Origin of the sequence: Thermosynechococcus sp. HY213 (genome assembly GCF_031460975.1) — a bacterium.
In the GTDB taxonomy this organism is placed as follows: Bacteria; Cyanobacteriota; Cyanobacteriia; order Thermosynechococcales; family Thermosynechococcaceae; genus Thermosynechococcus.
Genome location: NZ_JAVKVB010000003.1, coordinates 1 through 20,548 on the forward strand (window position 1 = coordinate 1; position 20,548 = coordinate 20,548).

Annotated in this window: 17 protein-coding genes and 1 pseudogene; 9 read left to right on the plus strand and 9 right to left on the minus strand. The window is 54.7% G+C overall.

Annotated elements, in window-relative coordinates:
* Positions 1-120 (minus strand): annotated as a pseudogene (locus RHK62_RS00760) (photosystem II D2 protein (photosystem q(a) protein)); the annotation flags it as partial.
* A 386-nt stretch (positions 121-506) separates the two neighbouring features.
* Positions 507-656 (minus strand): hypothetical protein, encoded by a 150-nt coding sequence (locus tag RHK62_RS00765; RefSeq protein ID WP_310453105.1) that lies wholly within the window; start codon positions 654-656, stop codon positions 507-509.
* On the opposite strand from RHK62_RS00765, the gene rbfA reads away from it, so the two are divergent.
* Positions 655-1,041 (plus strand): 30S ribosome-binding factor RbfA, encoded by a 387-nt coding sequence (gene rbfA / locus RHK62_RS00770; protein ID WP_149820016.1) that lies wholly within the window; start codon positions 655-657, stop codon positions 1,039-1,041. The two genes, RHK62_RS00765 and rbfA, sit on opposite strands and share 2 nt — an antisense overlap.
* Here the strand turns inward: rbfA and RHK62_RS00775 are convergent.
* The 3 genes from RHK62_RS00775 to RHK62_RS00785 all read right to left on the minus strand — a co-directional run bounded on the left by RHK62_RS00775 (position 1,038) and on the right by RHK62_RS00785 (position 3,233).
* Complete coding sequence (locus RHK62_RS00775) at positions 1,038-1,925, minus strand: sulfite exporter TauE/SafE family protein (RefSeq protein WP_302678593.1); 888 nt, start codon at positions 1,923-1,925, stop codon at positions 1,038-1,040. The two genes, rbfA and RHK62_RS00775, sit on opposite strands and share 4 nt — an antisense overlap.
* 3 nt (positions 1,926-1,928) lie before the next feature.
* Positions 1,929-2,471 (minus strand): rhodanese-like domain-containing protein, encoded by a 543-nt coding sequence (locus tag RHK62_RS00780; protein WP_310453106.1) that lies wholly within the window; start codon positions 2,469-2,471, stop codon positions 1,929-1,931.
* Positions 2,472-2,534: 63 nt separating this feature from the next.
* On the minus strand, positions 2,535-3,233 hold the full coding sequence (locus RHK62_RS00785; protein WP_024124642.1) for an MBL fold metallo-hydrolase: 699 nt from the start codon (positions 3,231-3,233) through the stop codon (positions 2,535-2,537).
* Between the two features lie 187 nt (positions 3,234-3,420).
* Here RHK62_RS00785 and RHK62_RS00790 point away from each other — a divergent pair, with 187 nt between their 5' ends.
* From RHK62_RS00790 to RHK62_RS00810, 5 genes are all read left to right on the plus strand, one after another.
* Entirely contained in the window at positions 3,421-4,884 is a 1,464-nt protein-coding gene (locus RHK62_RS00790) for an FAD-linked oxidase C-terminal domain-containing protein (RefSeq protein WP_310453107.1), read from the plus strand.
* Positions 4,885-4,888: 4 nt separating this feature from the next.
* Positions 4,889-5,905 carry a cobalamin biosynthesis protein CobW gene (cobW, locus tag RHK62_RS00795; RefSeq protein WP_310453108.1) on the plus strand — a complete coding sequence of 339 codons (1,017 nt, stop codon included), beginning with the start codon at positions 4,889-4,891 and terminating at the stop codon, positions 5,903-5,905.
* Between the two features lie 6 nt (positions 5,906-5,911).
* Entirely contained in the window at positions 5,912-8,248 is a 2,337-nt protein-coding gene (locus RHK62_RS00800) for an NAD-binding protein (protein ID WP_310453109.1), read from the plus strand.
* 276 nt (positions 8,249-8,524) lie between these two features.
* Entirely contained in the window at positions 8,525-9,178 is a 654-nt protein-coding gene (locus tag RHK62_RS00805; protein WP_310453110.1) for an FHA domain-containing protein, read from the plus strand.
* The gene (locus RHK62_RS00810; protein ID WP_310437840.1) at positions 9,178-10,080 is read left to right on the plus strand and encodes an MnmC family methyltransferase; all 903 of its coding nucleotides are present in this window, start codon (positions 9,178-9,180) and stop codon (positions 10,078-10,080) included. Before RHK62_RS00805 ends, RHK62_RS00810 begins: the two co-directional genes overlap by 1 nt.
* Here the strand turns inward: RHK62_RS00810 and RHK62_RS00815 are convergent.
* The gene (locus RHK62_RS00815) at positions 10,073-10,816 is read right to left on the minus strand and encodes a M50 family metallopeptidase (protein WP_302677006.1); all 744 of its coding nucleotides are present in this window, start codon (positions 10,814-10,816) and stop codon (positions 10,073-10,075) included. The genes RHK62_RS00810 and RHK62_RS00815 overlap by 8 nt on opposite strands.
* Before the next feature lie 17 nt (positions 10,817-10,833).
* Positions 10,834-11,328, minus strand: a complete 495-nt coding sequence (gene infC / locus RHK62_RS00820; RefSeq protein WP_225901679.1) for a translation initiation factor IF-3 — start codon at positions 11,326-11,328, stop codon at positions 10,834-10,836.
* A gap of 277 nt (positions 11,329-11,605) precedes the next feature.
* Here infC and RHK62_RS00825 point away from each other — a divergent pair, with 277 nt between their 5' ends.
* From RHK62_RS00825 to RHK62_RS00835, 3 genes are all read left to right on the plus strand, one after another.
* The gene (locus tag RHK62_RS00825) at positions 11,606-12,814 is read left to right on the plus strand and encodes an efflux RND transporter periplasmic adaptor subunit (protein ID WP_206200649.1); all 1,209 of its coding nucleotides are present in this window, start codon (positions 11,606-11,608) and stop codon (positions 12,812-12,814) included.
* A 6-nt stretch (positions 12,815-12,820) separates the two neighbouring features.
* Positions 12,821-15,955: an efflux RND transporter permease subunit gene (locus RHK62_RS00830; protein WP_310453111.1), complete on the plus strand. Its 3,135-nt coding sequence runs from the start codon at positions 12,821-12,823 to the stop codon at positions 15,953-15,955.
* Between the two features lie 63 nt (positions 15,956-16,018).
* Positions 16,019-18,454 (plus strand): DNA topoisomerase (ATP-hydrolyzing), encoded by a 2,436-nt coding sequence (locus tag RHK62_RS00835; RefSeq protein WP_310453112.1) that lies wholly within the window; start codon positions 16,019-16,021, stop codon positions 18,452-18,454.
* Here RHK62_RS00835 and tilS read toward each other — a convergent pair.
* Together tilS and ccsB are read right to left on the minus strand one after the other, a co-directional pair.
* Complete coding sequence (tilS, locus tag RHK62_RS00840) at positions 18,375-19,409, minus strand: tRNA lysidine(34) synthetase TilS (RefSeq protein ID WP_310453113.1); 1,035 nt, start codon at positions 19,407-19,409, stop codon at positions 18,375-18,377. The two genes, RHK62_RS00835 and tilS, sit on opposite strands and share 80 nt — an antisense overlap.
* 13 nt (positions 19,410-19,422) lie before the next feature.
* Positions 19,423-20,382, minus strand: a complete 960-nt coding sequence (ccsB, locus tag RHK62_RS00845) for a c-type cytochrome biogenesis protein CcsB (protein WP_310453114.1) — start codon at positions 20,380-20,382, stop codon at positions 19,423-19,425.
* Positions 20,383-20,548 lie beyond the last annotated feature (166 nt).

Here is a 20,548-nt window from a genome sequence, read left to right on the forward strand (position 1 = left end):
GCAGGGAAACAGCAGGATGCCTGACCAGCCGACAAAGACAAATCTGTCACGCTTGAGCCAGTCGTCGAGGATGTCAAACCATCCCCGTTCTGCTGGCGCTCGTCCAATTGCGATCGTCATGGAATTAAATCCTCTTGCAGATATAGATGCCAGATTTAGAACCTTACAGTTGCTGGTAGGGCGTGATCGGCTCTCTAAAACTTAGGAGCGATCGCTCCAGCATCCTGTTAATTTGGCTTCATAAATTAAGAAACCCATCCCTCGCTAACGCTTGAGCTAGTAGGTGGTTTTACCTAGTTGCTGTTGGCGTTCACCAAGGGTAGGTTAAGCTTCCCATCAGCATTTGCTGCGGGAGAACTATATTAACGTGATAGCGGAATTCTTACGAAATATCAAGGTGATTGTTGCCTAGCTTCTCAGCTTTCTCATTTTTGAGCAGGGGTGGCAATCTGGCAAGAGAGCAGGAAATTCAGGCCTCAACTGGCAGAGAACGTCAGCAAGAAATGTTAACTTTTGTAACACTGCTGCCAGCGGTTGCTGCCATAAAAGTCTTGGGCGATCGCCCACCCGCCAGAAACAGAGGGATAGCTGTCTTGATAAGATAGGAGACGTGCAGGATAGTCTTTGCCAACAACCGAGAAAAGGAGGCCCGCCATGGCGACCGAACGACGGGTGGCACGGGTAGCAGAATTAATCAAACGGGAAGTGAGCCAGTTGTTAATGTATGAAATCCGCGATGAGCGCGTGGGGGCGGGCATGGTCAGTGTCACCGATGTGGAAGTTTCCGGTGATTTGCAGCACGCCAAGATCTTCGTCAGTATCTACAGCACCGATGAGGTACGGCGCTCAACCATGGCCGGCTTGAAAGCGGCTTCAGGCTTTGTGCGACGGGAATTGGGGCAGCGCATTCGCCTGCGGCGGACACCGGAGGTCGTCTTTATTGAGGATCGATCGCTGGAACGGGGCAGTCGCGTTCTTTCGCTACTGAATCAAATTGGGCAACAGCAGAGTGCTGCAGAGACTCCTGAAACAGCGTCTTAGGTGCGGCTTGGTCTTGCGGGAACCGATGCAGTAAGGTAGTGCCTCGGCGGTAGGGAGGAGCTTTTGCTGCGCTGGGGAGGTGCCAGTAGGGTTTTCAGGATCACAAAGGCCGCAATGCCAATTAAGAAGTAACCAAAGCCCTGCTGAAGTCGCTTGGCAGAAATGCCGTGACTGAGATAGCTACCGATAACAGAACCGCTAGCGGCGGCTAAGGTGAGGGTCAGGGTTAAGTGGGGATCCAAGCTAACCGTGCCCAGATAGCCCCAAACCGCAGCCACGGAATTGGCGGTGATAATCAGCAGTGAGGTGCCGATCGCCTGCCGCATTGGAATTTTGCCCAATAAAACAAGGGCAGGCACAATGGCAAAGCCCCCACCAACCCCCACCAACCCCGTCAGAATACCCACACCAATGCCTTCGGTGGGTAGCCACAGCCAACAGTACTTACAGACTGGAGGAGCATAGAGCTGGCTCTCAAGGGAACGTTCCGGCGGGGTGAGTTCAGGGGCAGGGGGACGCTGTTGCCGCCGAATCATTAAAATAGCCGCCACCATCATGGCAACGGCAAAAAGTAAGAGTTGCACCGTATCGGTAATCCAAGGCAAGGCTGCCAGTCGCGCCCCGAGATAGGCACCCATCATGGTTGCCGAACCAAAAATCAGTGCCAGACGCAAATTAACGTAGCCGCGCCGCCACTGGGGAATGACTGCCAGTAAACTGACGCTGCCGACAATCACAAGCGTCATCGGGATCGCGACCTTGGTTTCAATGCCCATGACATAGACCAGCACTGGCAGGGCAAGGACAGAACCGCCGCCCCCCAATAGACCCAGACTCAAGCCGATGGCGATCGCCAGCCCATGCCCTATCCAGTAGCTCAGCATGGGTTATTTCACCTGTGGGCGATTGAAGGGCAGCAGTGCCAAAACCCGCGCTAGGGCACAGGTACCGGTGACACCGGCAAAGACCAAACCGGCACCGACAAAGCCCGACAGGAAGAAGAATCCCGGATTGACGGTAAAGCCCAAGATCACTCCCGTGAGAATCAGACTGCCGGCCACAATTTGCACCTGCCGCATCAGGCTGATGGGCGCACTAACCGCACCCGTGATCGGATAGCCCCCCTGTTTCCAGCGTTGAATGCCCCCTTCAAGGTTTTTCAGATTTGCGAACCCCCGACTGGCAAGGATTTCGCAGGCCATGCGCGATCGCCGGCCAGATTCACAGTAGAGCACCACCGGGGTGTCAGAATTACAGGCGGGTTCAAGTTCCTTCACATTGGCCAAAGGACAGAGCAGCGCTCCCGGAATGTGGGCATTGTTGTATTCGCTTGGCTCCCGCACATCAATGAGCAGTACCTGCTGGCGTTGCAGGGCATCGTGCAGTTCAGCCGCAGAAATGAGGGGAGACTCAGTCGTTGCTGTGGTCATCGTCGTTGGTTCTCCAGTGGTTACTCAGGGTTGGCTAGACAGGGGCGATCAGGGGTCAAAGGACTAGACGGCGGCGGCAACCATGCCACACTGTTGGTTAGCGGGCACCGCTTCCATAATTTTCTTGGGATCCGGCAGGTTCAGGTTGGCCATGAACTCAATGAACTGCTGGCGATCGCGACCGACAAAGCGGGGATTAAAGCGTTTTTCTTCACCAATGGTGGAAACGGTGTGACCGCGATAGTCATGGCCGGGATAGACCAATGTGGTGTCTGGGAGCGTAAAGAGCCGCTGTGTTACCGCATCGTACATTGCGCCTGCATCGCCACTTTGGAAATCAGTGCGCCCACAGCCACGGATAAACAGGGAATCCCCCGTCAGCAGGTGGGTACCATTCACGAGGAAGGCCATGTGGCTATCGGTGTGCCCCAAGGTGGCGATCGCCTGAATCGGAATGCTACCGACGTGAATCACTTCACCGTCTTTAATATAGCCATCGGCGCAGTCCACATGGGCATTTTCGGGCACAAGGGTTTTGCAGCCTGTGCGTTCGCGGACTTTGCCCGCCCCGGTAATGTGGTCGGCGTGGACATGGGTTTCGAGGCAGTAGCGCAGTTTCAACCCCAATTGCTCAATTAACTGCACATCCCGATCCACCTGTTCAAGGACGCTATCCACCAAGGCGGCCTCACCCGTGGCTTCATCGGCAATCAGGTAAGAATAGGTCCAAGTGTCGTAGTCAAAAAGTTGGCGAAACAGCATAACGGACTCCTTTATGGGGTAAAGCGTGAGGGGAATCGTGCAGACTTAAAACGGTGACGACTTTAGCCTAGTCAATCTAAATATAATTTTATAACTATCTAGTAAATAAATGTCAAATGCCCCCTAGTCCCATTCCTGAGGCAACAGACCCATTTACGATAGGAGAAGGCGGTTTAGAGCACTGGGGATGTCCACACTACAGCAAATTACCCCTTGGCAGCGGGTCACAGAGGAGCTAGCAGCCATTGTCGGCAAGGGGAGCGTCATCAGTGATGCAGCAAAAGCCCTTGTGTATGAGTGCGATGGGCTATCCATGTATCGGCAACGACCCAAACTGGTCGTGCTACCGCAAACCACTGCCCAAGTCTCTGCCATCCTCAAGGTGTGCGATCGCTACCGTATTCCCTTTGTTGCCCGCGGTTCAGGGACGGGGCTATCGGGGGGAGCCTTACCCCACACCGAGGGGATTCTCGTCGTCACCTCCCGCATGAACCAGATTCTAGAGATTGATCTGGCCAACCAGCAGGTGGTTGTGCAGCCAGGGGTAATCAATGCTTGGGTAACGCAAGCCGTTGCCGATCAGGGCTTTTACTATGCCCCGGATCCCTCCAGTCAAATTATTTGTTCCATTGGCGGCAATGTCGCTGAAAACTCTGGGGGCGTCCACTGCCTGAAGTATGGCGTGACCACGAATCATGTGCTGGGACTGACGGTGGTGTTGCCCAATGGTGAGATTGTTGAACTGGGGGGTGCGGCCCCAGAAATGCCCGGCTACGATCTCATGGGTGTCTTTGTTGGCTCCGAAGGGACGCTGGGAATTGCCACAGAAATTCGGCTGCGGATTCTCAAACAGGCGGAGGCGATCGCCGTGCTATTGGCGGACTTCACCACGATTGAAGCAGCGGGAGAAACGGTTTCCGCGATTATTCGGGCGGGGATTATTCCCGCTGGCATGGAAATCATGGACAACCTCAGTATCAATGCCGTTGAGGATGTGGTGGCCACCAATTGCTACCCCCGCGATGCTGGCGCCGTACTCCTAGTGGAAGTGGATGGCCTAGATGCCGAAGTGCCCATTTTGCAGGAGCGCGTCACACGCATTTGCTATGAACAGGGAGCACGCCATGTAACGGTTGCTACAGAAGCTGAAGATCGCCTCCGCCTTTGGAAGGGTCGCAAAGCGGCTTTTGCGGCTGCGGGTCGCCTCAGTCCTAATTATTTTGTCCAAGATGGGGTGATTCCTCGCAGTCAACTGGCCACCGTCCTCAAGGAAATTGAACAACTGAGTCAGCGCAGTGGCTATCGCATTGCCAATGTTTTCCACGCTGGGGATGGCAATCTGCATCCCTTGATTCTCTACGATCAGGCAGTGCCGGGCGCCCTTGCCGAGGTGGAGGCTCTAGGCGGTGAAATCCTCAAGCTCTGTGTGCGCTTGGGGGGCAGCATTTCCGGTGAACACGGGATTGGTAGCGATAAGGCCTGTTTCATGGGTGAGATGTTTAGCCCAGTAGATTTAGAAACGATGCAGCAGGTGCGCTCCGCTTTTGATCCCAAACGCCTTGCCAACCCCGAAAAGGTGTTTCCCACACCCCGAACCTGTGGCGAAGCCGCCCATCAACTTCAAGATTTTGCCGGTATTGAGGCCTTTTAGCAAAATGAGTGCAAAAATTCCAGTCACGATTATCACGGGTTTTCTAGGGAGCGGTAAAACCACCCTAATTCGGCAGTTGCTTCAGAATGCAGCGGGCAGGCGCATTGCCGTGATTGTGAATGAATTTGGTGATGTCGGTATTGATGGCGAACTTTTGCAGTCCTGTTGCGATCGCACAGCGGGCATCTGGGAACTCACCAATGGGTGCCTCTGTTGCACAGTGCAGGAGGAATTTTTGCCCACCATGCAAACCCTCTTGGCACGACGGCAGGAGATTGATCACATTGTCATTGAAACCTCTGGACTCGCCTTACCCAAGCCGCTCGTGATGGCTTTTCGTTGGCCGCAGGTGCGCCATGCCGCAACCGTCGATGGGGTGGTGACAGTGGTAGATGGCGTTGCCTTGGCAGCCGGTCAAGTGAGTGCTGATCTGGAGGCGCTCTTTGCCCAAAAGGCAGCCGATCCTAGCTTGGAGCATGAGGACACCCCCCTTGAGGAACTCTTTAACGATCAACTGGCCTGTGCCGACTTGGTCATCCTCAGCAAGGCGGATCAACTGACTCCCGATCAGGTAGAGCTGCTCATCGCTGAACTGCGCACTCAATTGCCCCCACGGATTAAGCTGCTGGCGGCTCACCAAGGACAGGTGCCGGCGGATCTGCTGCTGGGATTTAATGCAGCGGTGGAGGAGAATTTGGGGCAGCGACCCAGCCATCATGACTTTGAGGAGGAGCATGACCACGACGCGGAGATTCAAGCGGTTTGTTTAGAGCTAGGGGCTTGGGATCTGCAACGCCTACGTCAATCCCTCGAGCGCTTGCTGCAAATACCTAACATTTACCGCGTTAAGGGCTTTGCGGCCATTGAGGGCAAGCCGATGCGTCTGGTGGTGCAAGGGGTGGGTCAACGGTTAGACTTGTTTTACGATCGCCCGTGGCAAGCGGCAGAGTCACGCCAAACTCGTCTAGTGGTGATCGGTCGTCAGTTGGATCCACAGGAGTTGCTGTCCCATTTTGGCTAGGAGGCTATGGCCAGCCTTGAGGATGTCATTGACCGCCAACTGCACCAACTATTGGGTAGCAGGGCAACGTGGTTCATTGATATCGGCGATCGCCACCTCAGCATCTGGGTTGAATCGACAACTTTAGAGCCAACAGATTTAGATCGCCTATCTAGGTGGGGCAAGACCCTTTGGCAGCAGTGGCAGCGGGGCAGTCTCCAACTCTTTGCGGCAGAACCCCATCAGCCCTTTCCCTATTGGTGGAAATCTTGGTCTGTTGCCTCAGCCACACCGCAGGCCACTCAAATAGGTGAAACGACTGCGGGCGATCGCTTTATTATCTGCGGCCTTGGCAGTTTAGGGCAATTTTGTATCCAAAGTCTGCGCCGCTTTGCCGGTGAGCATTTGGCTCTAGAGATTCGTGCCATTGAACGCCACGCCAACATTGAGTGGGAAATTCCGCAGTTGACGGAGTTGCTCAGTGAACCTGTGATCATCGGTGATTGCCGGCAGGAGGCGGTTCTGAAAGTGGCTGGGATTGATCGCTGTCGTACCTTACTGGCGGTGACCAGTGATGAGGCCACCAATATTGCGACAGCGATTGTGGCTCGGCGCTTAAATCCCGATGTCCATCTTGTGGTGCGCTCTAGTCGCGATAATCTCAACGCCCTTCTAGAGAAAAAACTGGGGAGCTTTGTGGCGCTCAATCCCACGGAACTACCAGCTCCTGCCTTCGCCCTTGCAGCCCTTGAGGAAAATATCCTTGCTGCGTTTACGATTGAGGGTCAGCAGTTTCGGGTGTTGCAACAAACGATTACCGCTGAGAGTCCCCTCGTGGGTACGCCTGCCCACCGCTGGCAGCGCCGTCACCAACGCCTCATTAGTGTGCGCTCGTGCCATGCCCAATCCTCAATCTTCCAGCCAACGCGCCCCCACCGCCTCTTTAACCATTGGCCGCCGGATTTGTGCTTTGCGGTGGGCGATCGCCCGATTTGGATTGAACGGGTAGAAGTGGTGAAATCCTTGCCCATCCCTGACCCCAATCCCATCCAGCGCCTCATTCAGCAGGTGCGCCAACTGCCTGAGCAGGTAGAACAATTCTGGCAGTGGATCCATGGCGATCGCTCTCGTGAGTTGATCTTCAATGGCCTTTGGATGGGCAGTGGTCTGTGGCTTGTGACCGCGATCTTGCTGCGCTACAACGTCCCCGAACTCACATGGCAAAAAGCCTTTGCTGCCGGGTTTATTCTCCTTTTGGGGGGCTTTGGCGATGTTTTTGGCGGGCTAGAAAACGATCCGATTCCCCCTTGGCTGCTGGTGGTCTGTATTTTGGTGGCGATCGTCAGCCTCCTCTTTATTGTCGGTGTCTTGGGACTTTTGGCGGAAAAGCTGCTGCAAGCGCGGTTTGACTTTCTCAAGAAACGTCCCCCCCTGCCCACGGCGGATCACGTGATTGTTGTTGGCTTAGATCGCATTGGTCAACAGGTGGTGCAAATCCTACGTGCCTTCCGTCAACCCCTTGTGCTACTGGTGGACAACCCAGAGCAAACTCAGCTTTTTGAAGACCTGCCCATGCTCCTTGGCAACATTCCAGAAAAGCTCCCCCAAGCCCATTTGGAGACCGCCAAAAGTGTGGTTCTCACCACTGCCGATGAAATGTTGAACCTAGAGGCAGCCCTCATTGCTCGTCAAGCCACGGAGCAGCGGGAATCCCCCATTGGGTTGGTCATTGGCATCTATGATCCCAGCCTCACTAATGATCTGCGGGATCTCCTACCGCGTGCCCGCCCCCTCTGTGCCTATGCCCTTGCTGCTGAGGCCTTTGCCGGTGCCGCCTTTGGCGAAACAATGTTGGGTCTGTTTCAAATTGACCAGCAGACGGTACTGATTGCCGATTACACCGTTACTGCCGGCGACACCCTTGAGGGCAAGTTGATTGGTGAGGTGGCCTATGGTTATGCAGTCATCCCCATTTTCTACAATCGCCATGAGCAGTTTCTCGGCGGTGAGATCAGTCATCAGTTTTTGCCCAGTGATACGCTGCAACTCACGGTGGGCGATCGCCTGATTGTTTTAGCAACCATTGATGGCCTACGGCGCATTGAACAGGGCAAAATGGCGCCCCGCCGTCTCTGGCGGCTTTGGGTCGGTCATCCTCGCAACGCGGAAGCTGCCCTAGAAATTGGCAATCTGATCACCAAGATTACGGGTCTGCCCCTGCCGCGATCGCGCACCTTTATCCAGCAACTGCCTGCGACACTGACTCTTGGACTTTATGAACCCCAAGCCTTTCGCCTCGGTCAACAACTGCAAGCCCTCGCCCCCGTGCGCCTCTTTCCCTTAGTGGATCAGGAAACTGCGTAGGTGAAAATCGGCTTCACCTTTTCACCCCAACCGATGCCATGGGGGAGGGCTCATGCGTTTGTTGTGTTGGTTAGGACACTATGCGCCGTCAGCCCCTCTATCTTGAAGGCACAACCATTGGCACAGCGGCGTTAATGCCACACCGTAGGTTCTAGTTTCTGAGCCTCTTATTGATACGGGATGATCGTTGCCCTTAGCTTTTGTAGTATCTTTGGGAATTCTAGCCCTCAGGCTAAGATATTGATTAACAATCGTCAATTAATCTAAGTTGTTCCCATGAGTGGTAACCGTCAGCACCATCTACTCAACATTGAGGACGAAACGGGTAAGCGCACGATCCCTTTGGAGGCGGCAACCTACTCCATTGGCCGCGATGTCACCAATGCGATCGTGATTCATGGTCACGGTGTCTCACGGCAACACGCGCTGCTGCTGCGGATTCCCTCACCAAATGGCTATCGCTACCGCGTCGTGGATGGCAATGCTGATGGTAAGCCCAGTGCCAACGGTATCCTAGTGAATGGCCAGCGGGTGCAAAGTCATGAGCTAAAAGATGGAGATGAGATTAACTTTGGCGGTTCCGTTAAGGCGCACTATGCTACTGTGTCCATGGGGGAGGCGGAGTTTATTAAGTATTTGAAGAGCGTTAACTATCACAGCATTAAGGCCGTGCCCATGACCTCAACGATTACCCAAGCTGAGGAAGGTGCAGACGATAAAAAATCAGAAGAAGAAACAGAATTTAATGCCACGCCCCCATCGCTGCCAGCCAATGCTACCCCAGCGTCAGCACCCGCCCCTAAATCCTCTCCCCCTTGGTTACTGATTGTTGGCGGCATCGTCGTTGTTCTTTTGATCGCGGGAATTGGCGTTGTGATCATGAATCGACCACCTGCCCCCCAACCGGAAACTCCCACGCAAATGCAGTGATGGCCTATTCCCAAAACTTAGCTCCTGCCCTAAACTCAATCTGGCAGCCGCAACCAACGGCGGATGGCTCTTTTACGTTTTTTTCGCCAGAATTTCAGGAAACGTTCCATAGCCTTGGGGGAGCGCGTCAAGAAGCCTTTGAAAAGTTCGCGATCGCCACCGATTTGCCCCGCAAAGCCCAAGCGTCTCATCTGCGCCTTTTGGACATCTGCTATGGTTTGGGCTACAACACCGCCGCTGCGTTAGAGGTGATTTGGCAGCACAATCCCACCTGTCAAGTTACAGTTATTGGCTTAGAACTGGATCTGGGCGTTCCCCAAGCAGCCTTAGCAGTCATGCCCCCTTGGCCAGCATCGGTTCAAACGATTCTTGAAGGACTCGCTCAGCAACAGCAGGTGAGCACCCCCCACTGTGAGGCACAGCTTTTAATTGGGGATGCTCGCCAAACCATTCAAGACCTTGTTCGCCAAGGATTCCAAGCAGATGCCATTTTTCTTGATCCCTTTTCACCCCAGCGCTGTCCGCAACTCTGGACGGTAGAATTTTTACGTCTAGTGGCTCAGTGTTTGGCACCTGAGGGGCATTTGGCCACCTATTGTCGTGCTGCTGCCGTTCGTGCCGCTTTGCAGGCGGCGGGTTTACACCTTGGAACGCTACCACTTGTTGCCCCCCAGCACCGCCATGAATGGGCACAGGGCACCGTAGCTCGCTGGCAAGCCGATCAGCTTATTCCGCTGTCGCTGATGGAGCAGGAACATTTGCAAACCCGTGCGGGTATTCCCTACCGCGATCCGCACCTGCGGGATAGTGCGGAGATGATTCGATCGCGCCGCCAAGCGGAGCAACAAACCGCTAACCGTGAATCCACCAGTCGTTGGCGACACCGCTGGGGCATTACTTAGGGCGGGTATAGGCCACCTTGAGACTCCACAGCAGCAACCCCAAGGTCATCACAGAAATCAGCGCCCCCCACAGCCAATAGGGGAGCCAGAGGTACCGTTGGAGAAGCCCTGTATCGGAAAGCTGCCCCCCCGGCATGGCATAGGTAAAGAGGTAGTCCACCTGCTGAAATGTGCTAATACAGGCTTGCACCCCAAGGAATTGAATCGAAATCCCCTTGAGCCAGCGATTGCCGCGATAGGCCACCAGCAGAATGGCAATCCCCACCAATGTCATGAAGACAATGCCAAAGAGCGATCGCACCCACAGCAGCACTGAGGCGAGAATAATGATTCCTAGGGCTTTGAGGCAAATATCTGTGGCGCGATGAGAGCGGCTCGACAAAATAAAGACACTGCCAGCGATCGCGGGTCCTAGAGGTCCGCCAATGGCGACTAAGCCATGTCCCAAATTGCCCAGCAGCACCTCGCCCCCATAGCGCGCAAATCCTGAACCACTGGGATAGATGACTAATTCGCGAAAGTAGCCCCCCAACAGAATCGCCGTGAGGCCATGCCCCATCTCGTGGAACCATGTGGCCAAGATTGTAAAGGGATACAGCAGATAGTTCCCCAAGGGAATCTGCCAAAGAAGAATCGTGACAAGGGCGGCGATCGCTAGCAGCAGTGCCGAACGAGGTTTCTCAGGGTCTGAAATATCCAGCGGCGTGGATTTGGGGTCTGGACGATAGCCAAACATACGCTCCCCAGCATGGATTACCGCTTCGGTGCCAAAAACATGATCATATTGCGCCCCTCTTGCTTGGGTGCCTGCTGCACTTCGGCCACCGCTTGCAGGTCATTGGCCATACGGTTGAGGAGTTCTTCGGCTAGGTGGGCGTGTTGAATTTCCCGCCCGCGAAAGGTCACAGTGGCCTTCACCTTGTCTCCAGCCTTAAGGAAACGCTCGGCGCGGTTGATGCAAACGTTGTAATCGTGTTCTTCGATTTTGTAGCGCATCTTCACCTCTTTGACATCGGAGGTGTGCTGCTTTTTGCGGGCTTCCCGCGCCTTCTTTTCCTGCTCAAAGCGAAACTTGCCGTAGTCAATAATTTTGCAAACGGGTGGATCTGCCTTGTCACTGACGAGAACAAGGTCAAGTTCCTTTTCACGGGCGATCGCGATCGCCTCTTGAGACGACATAATCCCCAATTGGGAACCATCACTATCCACCACCCGCACCCGAGGAAAACGGATGCGCTCATTAATCATGGGTTGTTCTTGCTGTGTTTTCTTGGTAAGAGCCACTGGTACCTGTACTGTCGTTGATAAAGGTTGGTGCAAGGACTGTCCTAGGCTCTAAGGTGAGCCAGCAATGACCCCCTGCCCCTTGCTCTACATCTTAGCGGAGGATTGCCAATAGGAGCTATTCTCGATTTCGCCTAGATACACAGAAACTAATTATTAAAGCAGCACTCGCCATAGGGGCCTCTAGGCTAGACTGAGGATGTTTATTGCCCACTCTGGGTGACATTGTAAGGTCTGAGGTATGGTGCAACGGCAACTGTTCACGTCAGCTCTCCTAGGCAGTCTTTGCTTCCTTGCTACCGCCTGTGGCCAACCAAAGGCAACGGCTCCCCCACCAGCGGCACGGGTGAAACTTGCGGCGGTTCAAACGGAAACCCTTTCGCAAACCGCTGTTTACAATGCCTCTTTGCAATCCCGTGAGTCGATCACGCTACAACCCCAAGTTTCGGGTCGAATCGCCCAAATCAATGTTCAAAACGGCCAGTTTGTCACTCAAGGCCAGCCCCTCATTCTTATTGACCCCTCAGAACAGCAAGCCGTTGTGGCCAGCAATTTAGCCGCAATTCAATCTGCCCAAGCCAATGTAGAGAATGCCCGCTCGATCCTCCGCGCCCTTGAAGCCCAGCGCCGCTCCAATCTGGCCACCGTAGAGTTCAATCGGATTCAAGCGCAACGCTATACAGCACTCTTTGAAGAAGGGGCTGTTTCCAAAGAACAAGCGCAATCCTTCATCACCAGCTTTCGCACTGCCCAAGCAGCACTCCAACAAACCGAGGCGGATATTCGTGCCCAACAGGCTACCATTGCCCAGTTAGAAAAAGCTCTCTTGGCTGCCCAAGCCAATGCCCAGCAGCAGGCCGTTGTCCTGAATTGGTTTCAGGTGCGTGCTCCCTTTAGTGGTGTTGTCGGCAATATTCCCCCCAAAGTGGGCGATTTTGTAACGCCCCAAACCGACCTCCTTACCCTGACCTCAAATCAACCCCTAGAAGTCTATATCCAAGTGCCCATTGAGCAAATCCCCCGCATTCGGATGGGGACGCCGGTGGAATTAATAGACATGAATGGCAATGCCGTCGGTACGAGTTCTGTCTTTTTCATTGCCCCCAATACCACAAACAATACCCAAACCATTTTAGTGAAAGCGCTCTACGACAATACGCGGAATAATCTCCGTGCCGATCAACAAATTCAAGCCCGCATTATTCTCGATCAGCAACCGGGGATTTTGGTGCCGACCACGGCGGTATCCAATCTTGCCGGGCAAAACTTTGTCTTTGTGGCCGAAAAAGACGCCGAGGGCAAAATGATTGCCAAACAAAAGCCCATTCAAGTGGGGGCAATCCAAGGAAATAGATATCAAGTTTTTGAAGGCCTCAAACCGGGAGAGCAAATTGTTGTCTCGGGAATTCAGCGCTTGCGCGATGGTGTGCCCATTACTCCTGAGTCCTAAAAGAGCATGATTAGCGATTTTTTTATTAAGCGCCCGGTTTTTGCCACGGTTTGTTCTCTGCTGATTATTTTGGTGGGGACGATCGCGCTGCCAACGCTGCCCATTGAGTATTACCCTAACGTTACACCGCCAACAATTCAGGTGTCTGCCAACTATGCAGGTGCCAACGCTGAAACCGTTGAAACGAATGTCACCACGATCTTAGAAACGCAAATTAATGGCGTGGAGGGGATGGATTACATTGACTCCACCAGTGACAGCTTTGGCAACAGCAATATCACGATCACCTTCACTGAGGGCTATGACCAAAACATTGCAGCGGTGGATGTGAATAACTTAGTGGCATCAGTCACCTCCCAACTGCCACCAGAGGTCATCAACACTGGGGTAAATGTCAGCAAATCCACAAATCAGATTGTTTTGGCCTTAGCCCTATACCCAGAGGAGGGATACAACTACGACGCCACATTCATTAGTAACTACGCGACCCTCTACGTGGTGCAACCCCTGCAACGTCTGAACGGGGTAGGGCAGGTTCAGGTCTTTGGTCAACGCACCTATGCCATGCGGATTTGGCTTGATCCCAATCGCTTAGCCAGTCGCGGTCTGACGGCTCAGGATGTGGTGCGTGCCCTCTCCGATCAAAATGTCCAGGTGGGAGCCGGGATTATTGGTGCCCCCCCAGCACCAGAGGGACAGGAGTTTCAAATTTCCATTCAAGCCCAAAGTCGCTTGGCCTCAGAAGAAGAGTTTGCCGACATTATTATTCAGCGCGGCGACGATGGTTCTGTGATTCGCATTCGCGATGTCGGTCGCACCGAGCTAGGAGCACAAAACTACAACACCAACTTTCAGTTTGATGGCCGTGACGCCGTTGGGATTGGTATCTATCAACTCAGTGGTGCTAATGCCCTCGACATTGCCCGCGCTGTCGAAGCGGAGATGGCTGTTTTAGCTGAGAAATTTCCCCCCGGTCTGAAGTGGAGCGTGGGATTTAGCACCACGGATGCGGTACAGGAATCAATCAAAGAGGTGGTCATTACACTCATTGTGGCCATCATCCTTGTCATTGCCGTGATCTTTTTGTTCTTGCAGGATTGGCGTGCCACGATCATTCCCTCGATCACGATTCCCGTTTCCTTGGTGGGCACCTTTGCCTTTATGAAGGCTTTTGACTTCTCAATCAATAGCTTGACCATGTTTGGTCTGGTGTTGGCCACGGGGCTGGTGGTGGATGATGCCATTGTGGTCGTGGAAAATGTCACCCGTCTCATGGAAGACGAGGGCATGACCCCCCAAGAAGCTGCCAGTCGCTCGATGGAAGAGGTGACAGGGGCACTGATTGCCACCTCGTTGGTAATGATGGCGGTCTTTATCCCTGTGGCCTTTTTTCCGGGGGTCACTGGGCGGCTCTATCAGCAGTTTGCTTTGACGATTGTTTTTGCGATCGCCCTTTCTACGTTTAATGCTTTAACCCTCTCTCCCCCTTTGTGCGCCCTGCTCCTGCGGCGGGAACGCCCCCCGATGGCGAACTTTATTTTGTTTCGCTGGATTAACCGCTTTCTCGATACAATGCGGCGGGGCTATGAACGCAACCTGACTGTGGTCGTGCGCCTAAAATACTGGGTGCTGGCAGGCTTTGTGGCACTGCTGGGGGTGACCTACGGGCTGTTTCAGATTGTCCCCGGTGGCTTTGTCCCCCAAGAGGATCAAGGTTATTTTGTTACCCTTGTGCAATCGCCTCAGGGGGTGTCCCTCGAATACACGAGCAATATTGTCTTCAAAGCAGCGGACGCGATCGCCCAAAATCCAGTGGTCGAACATACCTTTGCTATTGGCGGCTTTAGCTTCTTCGGCATAGGTTCAGACAAGGGGATTATCTTTACGAGTCTCAAGCCCTGGTCACAGCGGCCAACCCTTGATCAGTTGCTGCCCCAGTTTCAGAAGGCCGTCGTGGGTGAACTCGGAGCAGTAGTGTTTTCATCCAATGTGCCGACCATTAACCTTGGTGGCAGCGGCCTTGGCGGCTTTGATATGCAGGTGATGGATCAGCAGGGTCTCGGCCTTGAAGCGCTTGCGAGTTCAGTGAACGAGCTAATCCTCAAAGCCAATGCAACCCCCGGCCTTGTGTCAGTGAATACCCCCTTTGCCATCAACGCTCCCCAGTTAAATGTAACGGTCGATCGCACCCGCGCCCTTGCCTTGGGGATTCCCCTCAAGGACATTTTTAATGCCATGCAGATTTACTTGGGGTCGTTATACGTTAACCAATTCACGATTTTTGCCCGCAGTTACCAAGTGATTGTGCAGGCGGATAAGCAGTTTCGCGCGAATCCCGATGACATCAACCGCATCTATGTACGCTCGGAGCAAAATGCGCTCATTCCCCTCAGTAATCTCGTCACGATTGAACAGGTCTCGGCACCGCCGATTATTTATCACCATAACTTGTTCCGTTCGGCGGAGGTGACTGGTCAAAATGTGCCACCCCTCAGTGATAGTCAAGCGATGATGACAATGGCATCCTTGGCTCAGGAGGTTCTCCCCAATGGCATCGGCTATAGCTGGACGGGGTTATCCCTAGAGTCCACCCGCTCCGCAGGCCAAGCACCGTTGATTTTTGGCCTTGGTCTCGTGTTTGTGTTCCTCGTGCTCTCGGCGCAGTACGAAAGCTATATTGACCCCTTGATCATTATCCTTTCGGTGCCTTTGGCGATCATGGGCGCTTTGTTGGCACAGTGGTTGCGGGGGCTGAGTAATGATGTATTTTGCCAAATTGGTTTGGTGATGCTGATTGGCCTCGCCAGTAAGAATGCAATTCTGATTGTGGAGTTTGCCAACCAAATTCGCGAAAGCAAGGGCACGTCCATTGTCAAGTCGGTGATCTATGCCGCCGAGGAACGGCTGCGCCCCATTTTGATGACGGCCATCTCCTTTATTCTGGGCATCTTCCCGCTGGTCATTGCTACGGGTGCTGGGGCAAAATCCCGTCACTCCTTGGGAACAAGTGTCACAGGCGGCATGCTTGCAGCCACATTTCTCAGTTTCTTTGTGGTGCCGATCATTTACATCCTCATTAAGGAACTAGTGGCGCGGCTGACAAAGGAGAAGCTTGAGGAAGCAACCCCAACGGAGTCTTAACTTACTTTACAATTCGCAAAACTCTTGTATCGTGGGGAATGATCCTTTCGCTCGTTGGTGATCATGCCCAAACAACTGGATTTGCTGACCTCTGGACAGGTGATCCCAACACCACTGCACAGTGAAATGCAACGCTCCTATCTGGAGTACGCCATGAGTGTGATTGTGGGGCGGGCACTACCAGATGTGCGGGATGGGCTAAAACCAGTGCATCGGCGGATTCTCTATGCCATGTATGAGTTGGGGTTGACGCCCGATCGCCCCTTTCGCAAGTGTGCACGGGTGGTGGGGGATGTGCTGGGGAAATATCATCCCCACGGGGATCAAGCGGTCTATGAGGCACTGGTGCGCTTGGTGCAGCCCTTTAGCAGTCGCTATCCCCTCTTGGCAGGGCATGGCAATTTTGGCTCCATTGATGATGATCCTGCGGCGGCAATGCGCTACACGGAAACGCGCTTGGCAGCGATCGCCCACCGCACGCTACTGGAGAATATCAGCGACGCGATTGTGGATTTTGTCCCCAACTTTGACAGTTCCCAAGAGGAGCCATTGGTGCTGCCGGCGCAACTGCCGATTTTGCTGTTGAATGGCGCAACGGGAATTGCTGTGGGCATGGCCACAAACATTCCACCCCACAATCTGGGGGAAGTGGTGGATGCTCTGATTGCGCTTATTGACCGTCCCCATCTCTCCCTAGAGGAACTGCTCACCCACCTGCCGGGACCAGACTTTCCCACGGGGGGTGTGATTGTGGATGGGGCAGCATTGCTGCGCGCCTACACCACGGGTCGAGGGACGATCACCCTGCGGGGGGTGGCCACCCTTGAGGATATTCAGCCCGGACGCGGCCGCCACCGTCGCCAAGCCATTGTGGTGACAGAGCTACCCTATCAGGTGAATAAGGCGGCATGGATTGAGAAGGTGGCGGATTTGGTGAATCAAGGTCGCCTTGAGGGCATTGCCGATCTGCGGGATGAGAGCGATCGCGAGGGGCTGCGGGTGGTCATTGAACTGAAGCGGGATGCCTCAGCGGCACAACTCTTGGAGCAACTCTACCGCCTGACGGCCCTACAAGTAACCTATGGCATCAACTTGATGGCACTGGTGGGCAATCAACCCCGCCAACTCTCCCTCAAGGAGATTCTCAGTGAGTTTCTGCAATTTCGCGAGCAGACCCTGCTACGGCAATATCGCCATGATCTCGAAACAGCTCAAGCCCGCCAGCATGTGGTGACGGGACTCTTAATCGGCCTCAATGCCGTGGATCAGGTGATTGAGATTTTGCGATCGGCAGCGGATGGCAGTACTGCCCAGCGGGAATTGATGACCCGCTTGGGTTTGAGCGATCGCCAAGCCAGTGCCCTGATTGCCATGCCCCTACGCCGCCTCACTCAACAGGAGCGCCAAGACCTAGAACGGGAACAGGCGGAGCTACAAGCGCGGATTGCCCAGTTGGCAACCCTGATTAGCCAGCGTCCTGAGCGCCTCAAGGCACTGAAGAAAGAATTGCGGCAGTTAAAGAAAGCCTTTGCCGATCCCCGCCGCACTCAAATCCTCACGGCAGCGCCGCCGCCCCCCACCGCCGTGGAGACCAATGATCGTGACGATACGCCCCTCTGGGTCGAAGTGAATCATCGCGGTTACGGGCGCTGTCTGTCCCAGGGCAGTCGGGGGAGTCTCCAGTGGCAAACGTGGCTACCGTGGTCAGAGCCATTGCCTTTGGCCTTCTCGGTACAGGCTAGCGATCGCCTGTGGGTGTTTACGGAAAGTGGCAAGGTGTATCCATTGCCCGTAGAGCGATTACCCGTTACCAGCCGCCGTGAGAGCGATCGCGGGCAACCGCTGCTGACCCTCTTGCCGGAGTCGGCGCAAGGGGAAACCCTCCTGACAGTCGTGCCCAGTCAACCCCCAGCAGAGAAGCTGATTTTGCTGACGCGCCAAGGCCGCACTAAGGTCATTCCAATCTCAGATCTGCAAGACCTGAGCGGGCGGGGTCTGCAACTGATGAAACTCAAGGCGGGGGATGCCCTCGGTTGGGTACTGCCTGCGGATACGGATCACTTAGTGTTGGCCACCTCGCGGGGGCGGGTCTTTCACTTTTTCATCCCCGACATTCCCGCTTTGGGGCGGCTGAATCCAGGTCAAGCGGCGGTGCGCCTCAGTGGGCAAGAAACCTTGGTGGGGGCGATCGCCCTGTCGGAACTGGAGAATGTGATCCTCGTTACCACTTCAGGCCTTGGTAAACAAGTGCCGCTGCCCCTAATGGAAGTTGTGCCCCTTGGTCATTTAGGCCAGTTGGCGATGCCTCTGCGGCAAAAAGCGGATCGCTTGGCGGGCATTGGCCGTGGCGGTAGCCCCCTGGCACTGGTGACGAACCAAGAGCGAGCCTGGATCACCAACGGCGAGGAGATCCCCATCCTCAATAAAGAGGCGGTAGGGGTGGCGATCGCTCCCCTTGATCCGCAGGAACAGATTCAGGCGGTGGTGCCGTTGGCCTGATCAGTTCAAGCCACTGACCACAGACCCGCAGGTGGTACCCCCCCGGCAGCGTTGAGGTTTGGCTGCCATTACCTGCCGTGATCAGAGGACGCACCGCTTCAATCAGGCTGAAATCAATGCCCCGTTTCAGGTGCTGACGCAAAAATCGCTGGATCAAGCGGCGTTGCAGCGCAAGGGGCAATTCCCGTAGGCGCAGCCGCTCCAAGGCAGGGGGATGCTCGCGGATCACGGTGGGGGCAAGACGCTCCACCTCAGCCTCGAAATAGGCGCGATCGCTAGCCAGCAGTTCAGCGGTTTGGGCAAGCACCTCTTCCACATTCGGATTAAAGTGCGCTTGCAGATAGGGAATTAACTCCAAACGCAGCCGATTGCGGCGATAGTTGAGATGGTGGTTCGTTGCATCCTGCCAGACGGGTAACCCGTAGGTTTGGCAAAAGGCAGCCGTTTCCGCTCGCGTCATCCCTAGGAGTGGACGTACTAACTGAATCGCACCCAAAGCACGGCTAGGTAAGAGGGTGGCTAGGCCATCGGGGCTGGTGCCGCGCAGTAGATGTAGTAGGAGACTTTCGGCGCGATCGCTCTGGGTGTGGGCGGTCACCACATGGGTGCAATCCAACGCCTTGGCCACGGTCTCAAAGACTTGGTAACGCCATGAACGGGCTGCGGCCTCAGTTTTCGGCAGCGGCGGCGCACTCACCACCTCACAGGGTAGATGCCATTGCTGCGCTAGCGCTTGGACAAAATTTGCATTGGCAGCGCTATCTGCCCGCCAGCGGTGATCACAGTGGACAGCCGCCAAAAACCACTGCCAGTAGGGCTGTAGATCCAATAGCAGGCGCGTTAAACAAACGGAATCTTGCCCCCCCGATAGAGCAATCAGAATTCGTGCCCCCCTAGGGAGCCATTGTTGGGTTTTTAAGGTGGTATGCAGGCGGGCGTGGTAGATGCCCCACACGGGCAAAAAACCGCTAGAAAAACCAACCGTAGGAGTGTAGGCCTTTCCCCAGCAGGTTCACCCCCAAGTAGCACACCCAGACCACCCCAAAGCCAACGGTGGCGAGAATGGCCGGCTTGCGCCCCTGCCAATCACGGGTCATGCGGGCATGGAGATAAGCAGCATACACCAGCCAGACAATCAGTGCCCAAGTTTCTTTGGGATCCCAACTCCAAGGCGCCCCCCAAGCCTCATTTGCCCAGACCGCACCAGAGATAATGCCGATGGTTAGCAGTGGGAAGCCAAGACCAATCATGCGGTAGCTCAAGTTATCGAGGGTCTCAGCCAAGGTGAGGCGTTGCAAACTCAATTGCAGGGTGGGTTGGGTCAGTACCGTGGTGCCGCCGCCCCCAGTCGAGGGTTCTAAGGAAGGTTCTGGCGCGCGACTGCGGAAGCTGCCTGTGCCCACAGAGCTGCCCTTAAGGCTGACGGGTTTGCCCCATGTGACCACTAGGAAGGCGATCGCCAGCAGTGACCCCACCATCAACGTGGCATAGCTGAGCATCATCACACTGACGTGCATCATTAACCAGTTGGACTTCAGGGCAGGCACCAGAGGCGCTGACTGCTGCATTTCCGGGGGGAGCGAGAGAGCCGCAAAAGCCGTAATTCCCATGGCAACGGGTGCAGTAACAACCCCCACAAGGCGCTGGCCACTGATGGACTCGGCGACAAAGTGCATGGCTGTCAAACCCCAGCACAGGAAAAAGAGGGATTCATAGAGATTGCTGATGGGAAAGTAGCCCCCCTCAATCCAACGCGCCGCCAGCAGACCCGTAATACAGAGATTGGCGATCGCCATCCCCGTGCGACCCGCAGCCGTGAGAACAGGCCATTGGGGAAACGCTGCCCCACACCAGTAGAGCAACATCGTGATCAAAAGCACCGCAAAGGCCGTGTTATCGAGCCAACCTTCTAGGGTTAATAAATCCATAGCTTTTTATTTTGCCAGCCTGCTACTCTTTTGTATTGTACTGTCCGAACCGTGCTTTTCTGGGATAGTGGCGCATCTCCCATTCTTGTGAAAAGGGTTGTACCACAATTTCAGCCTGAATCCCTATAATCAGGGGTGAAGAATCATCATGTTCTATTGTGCTGCT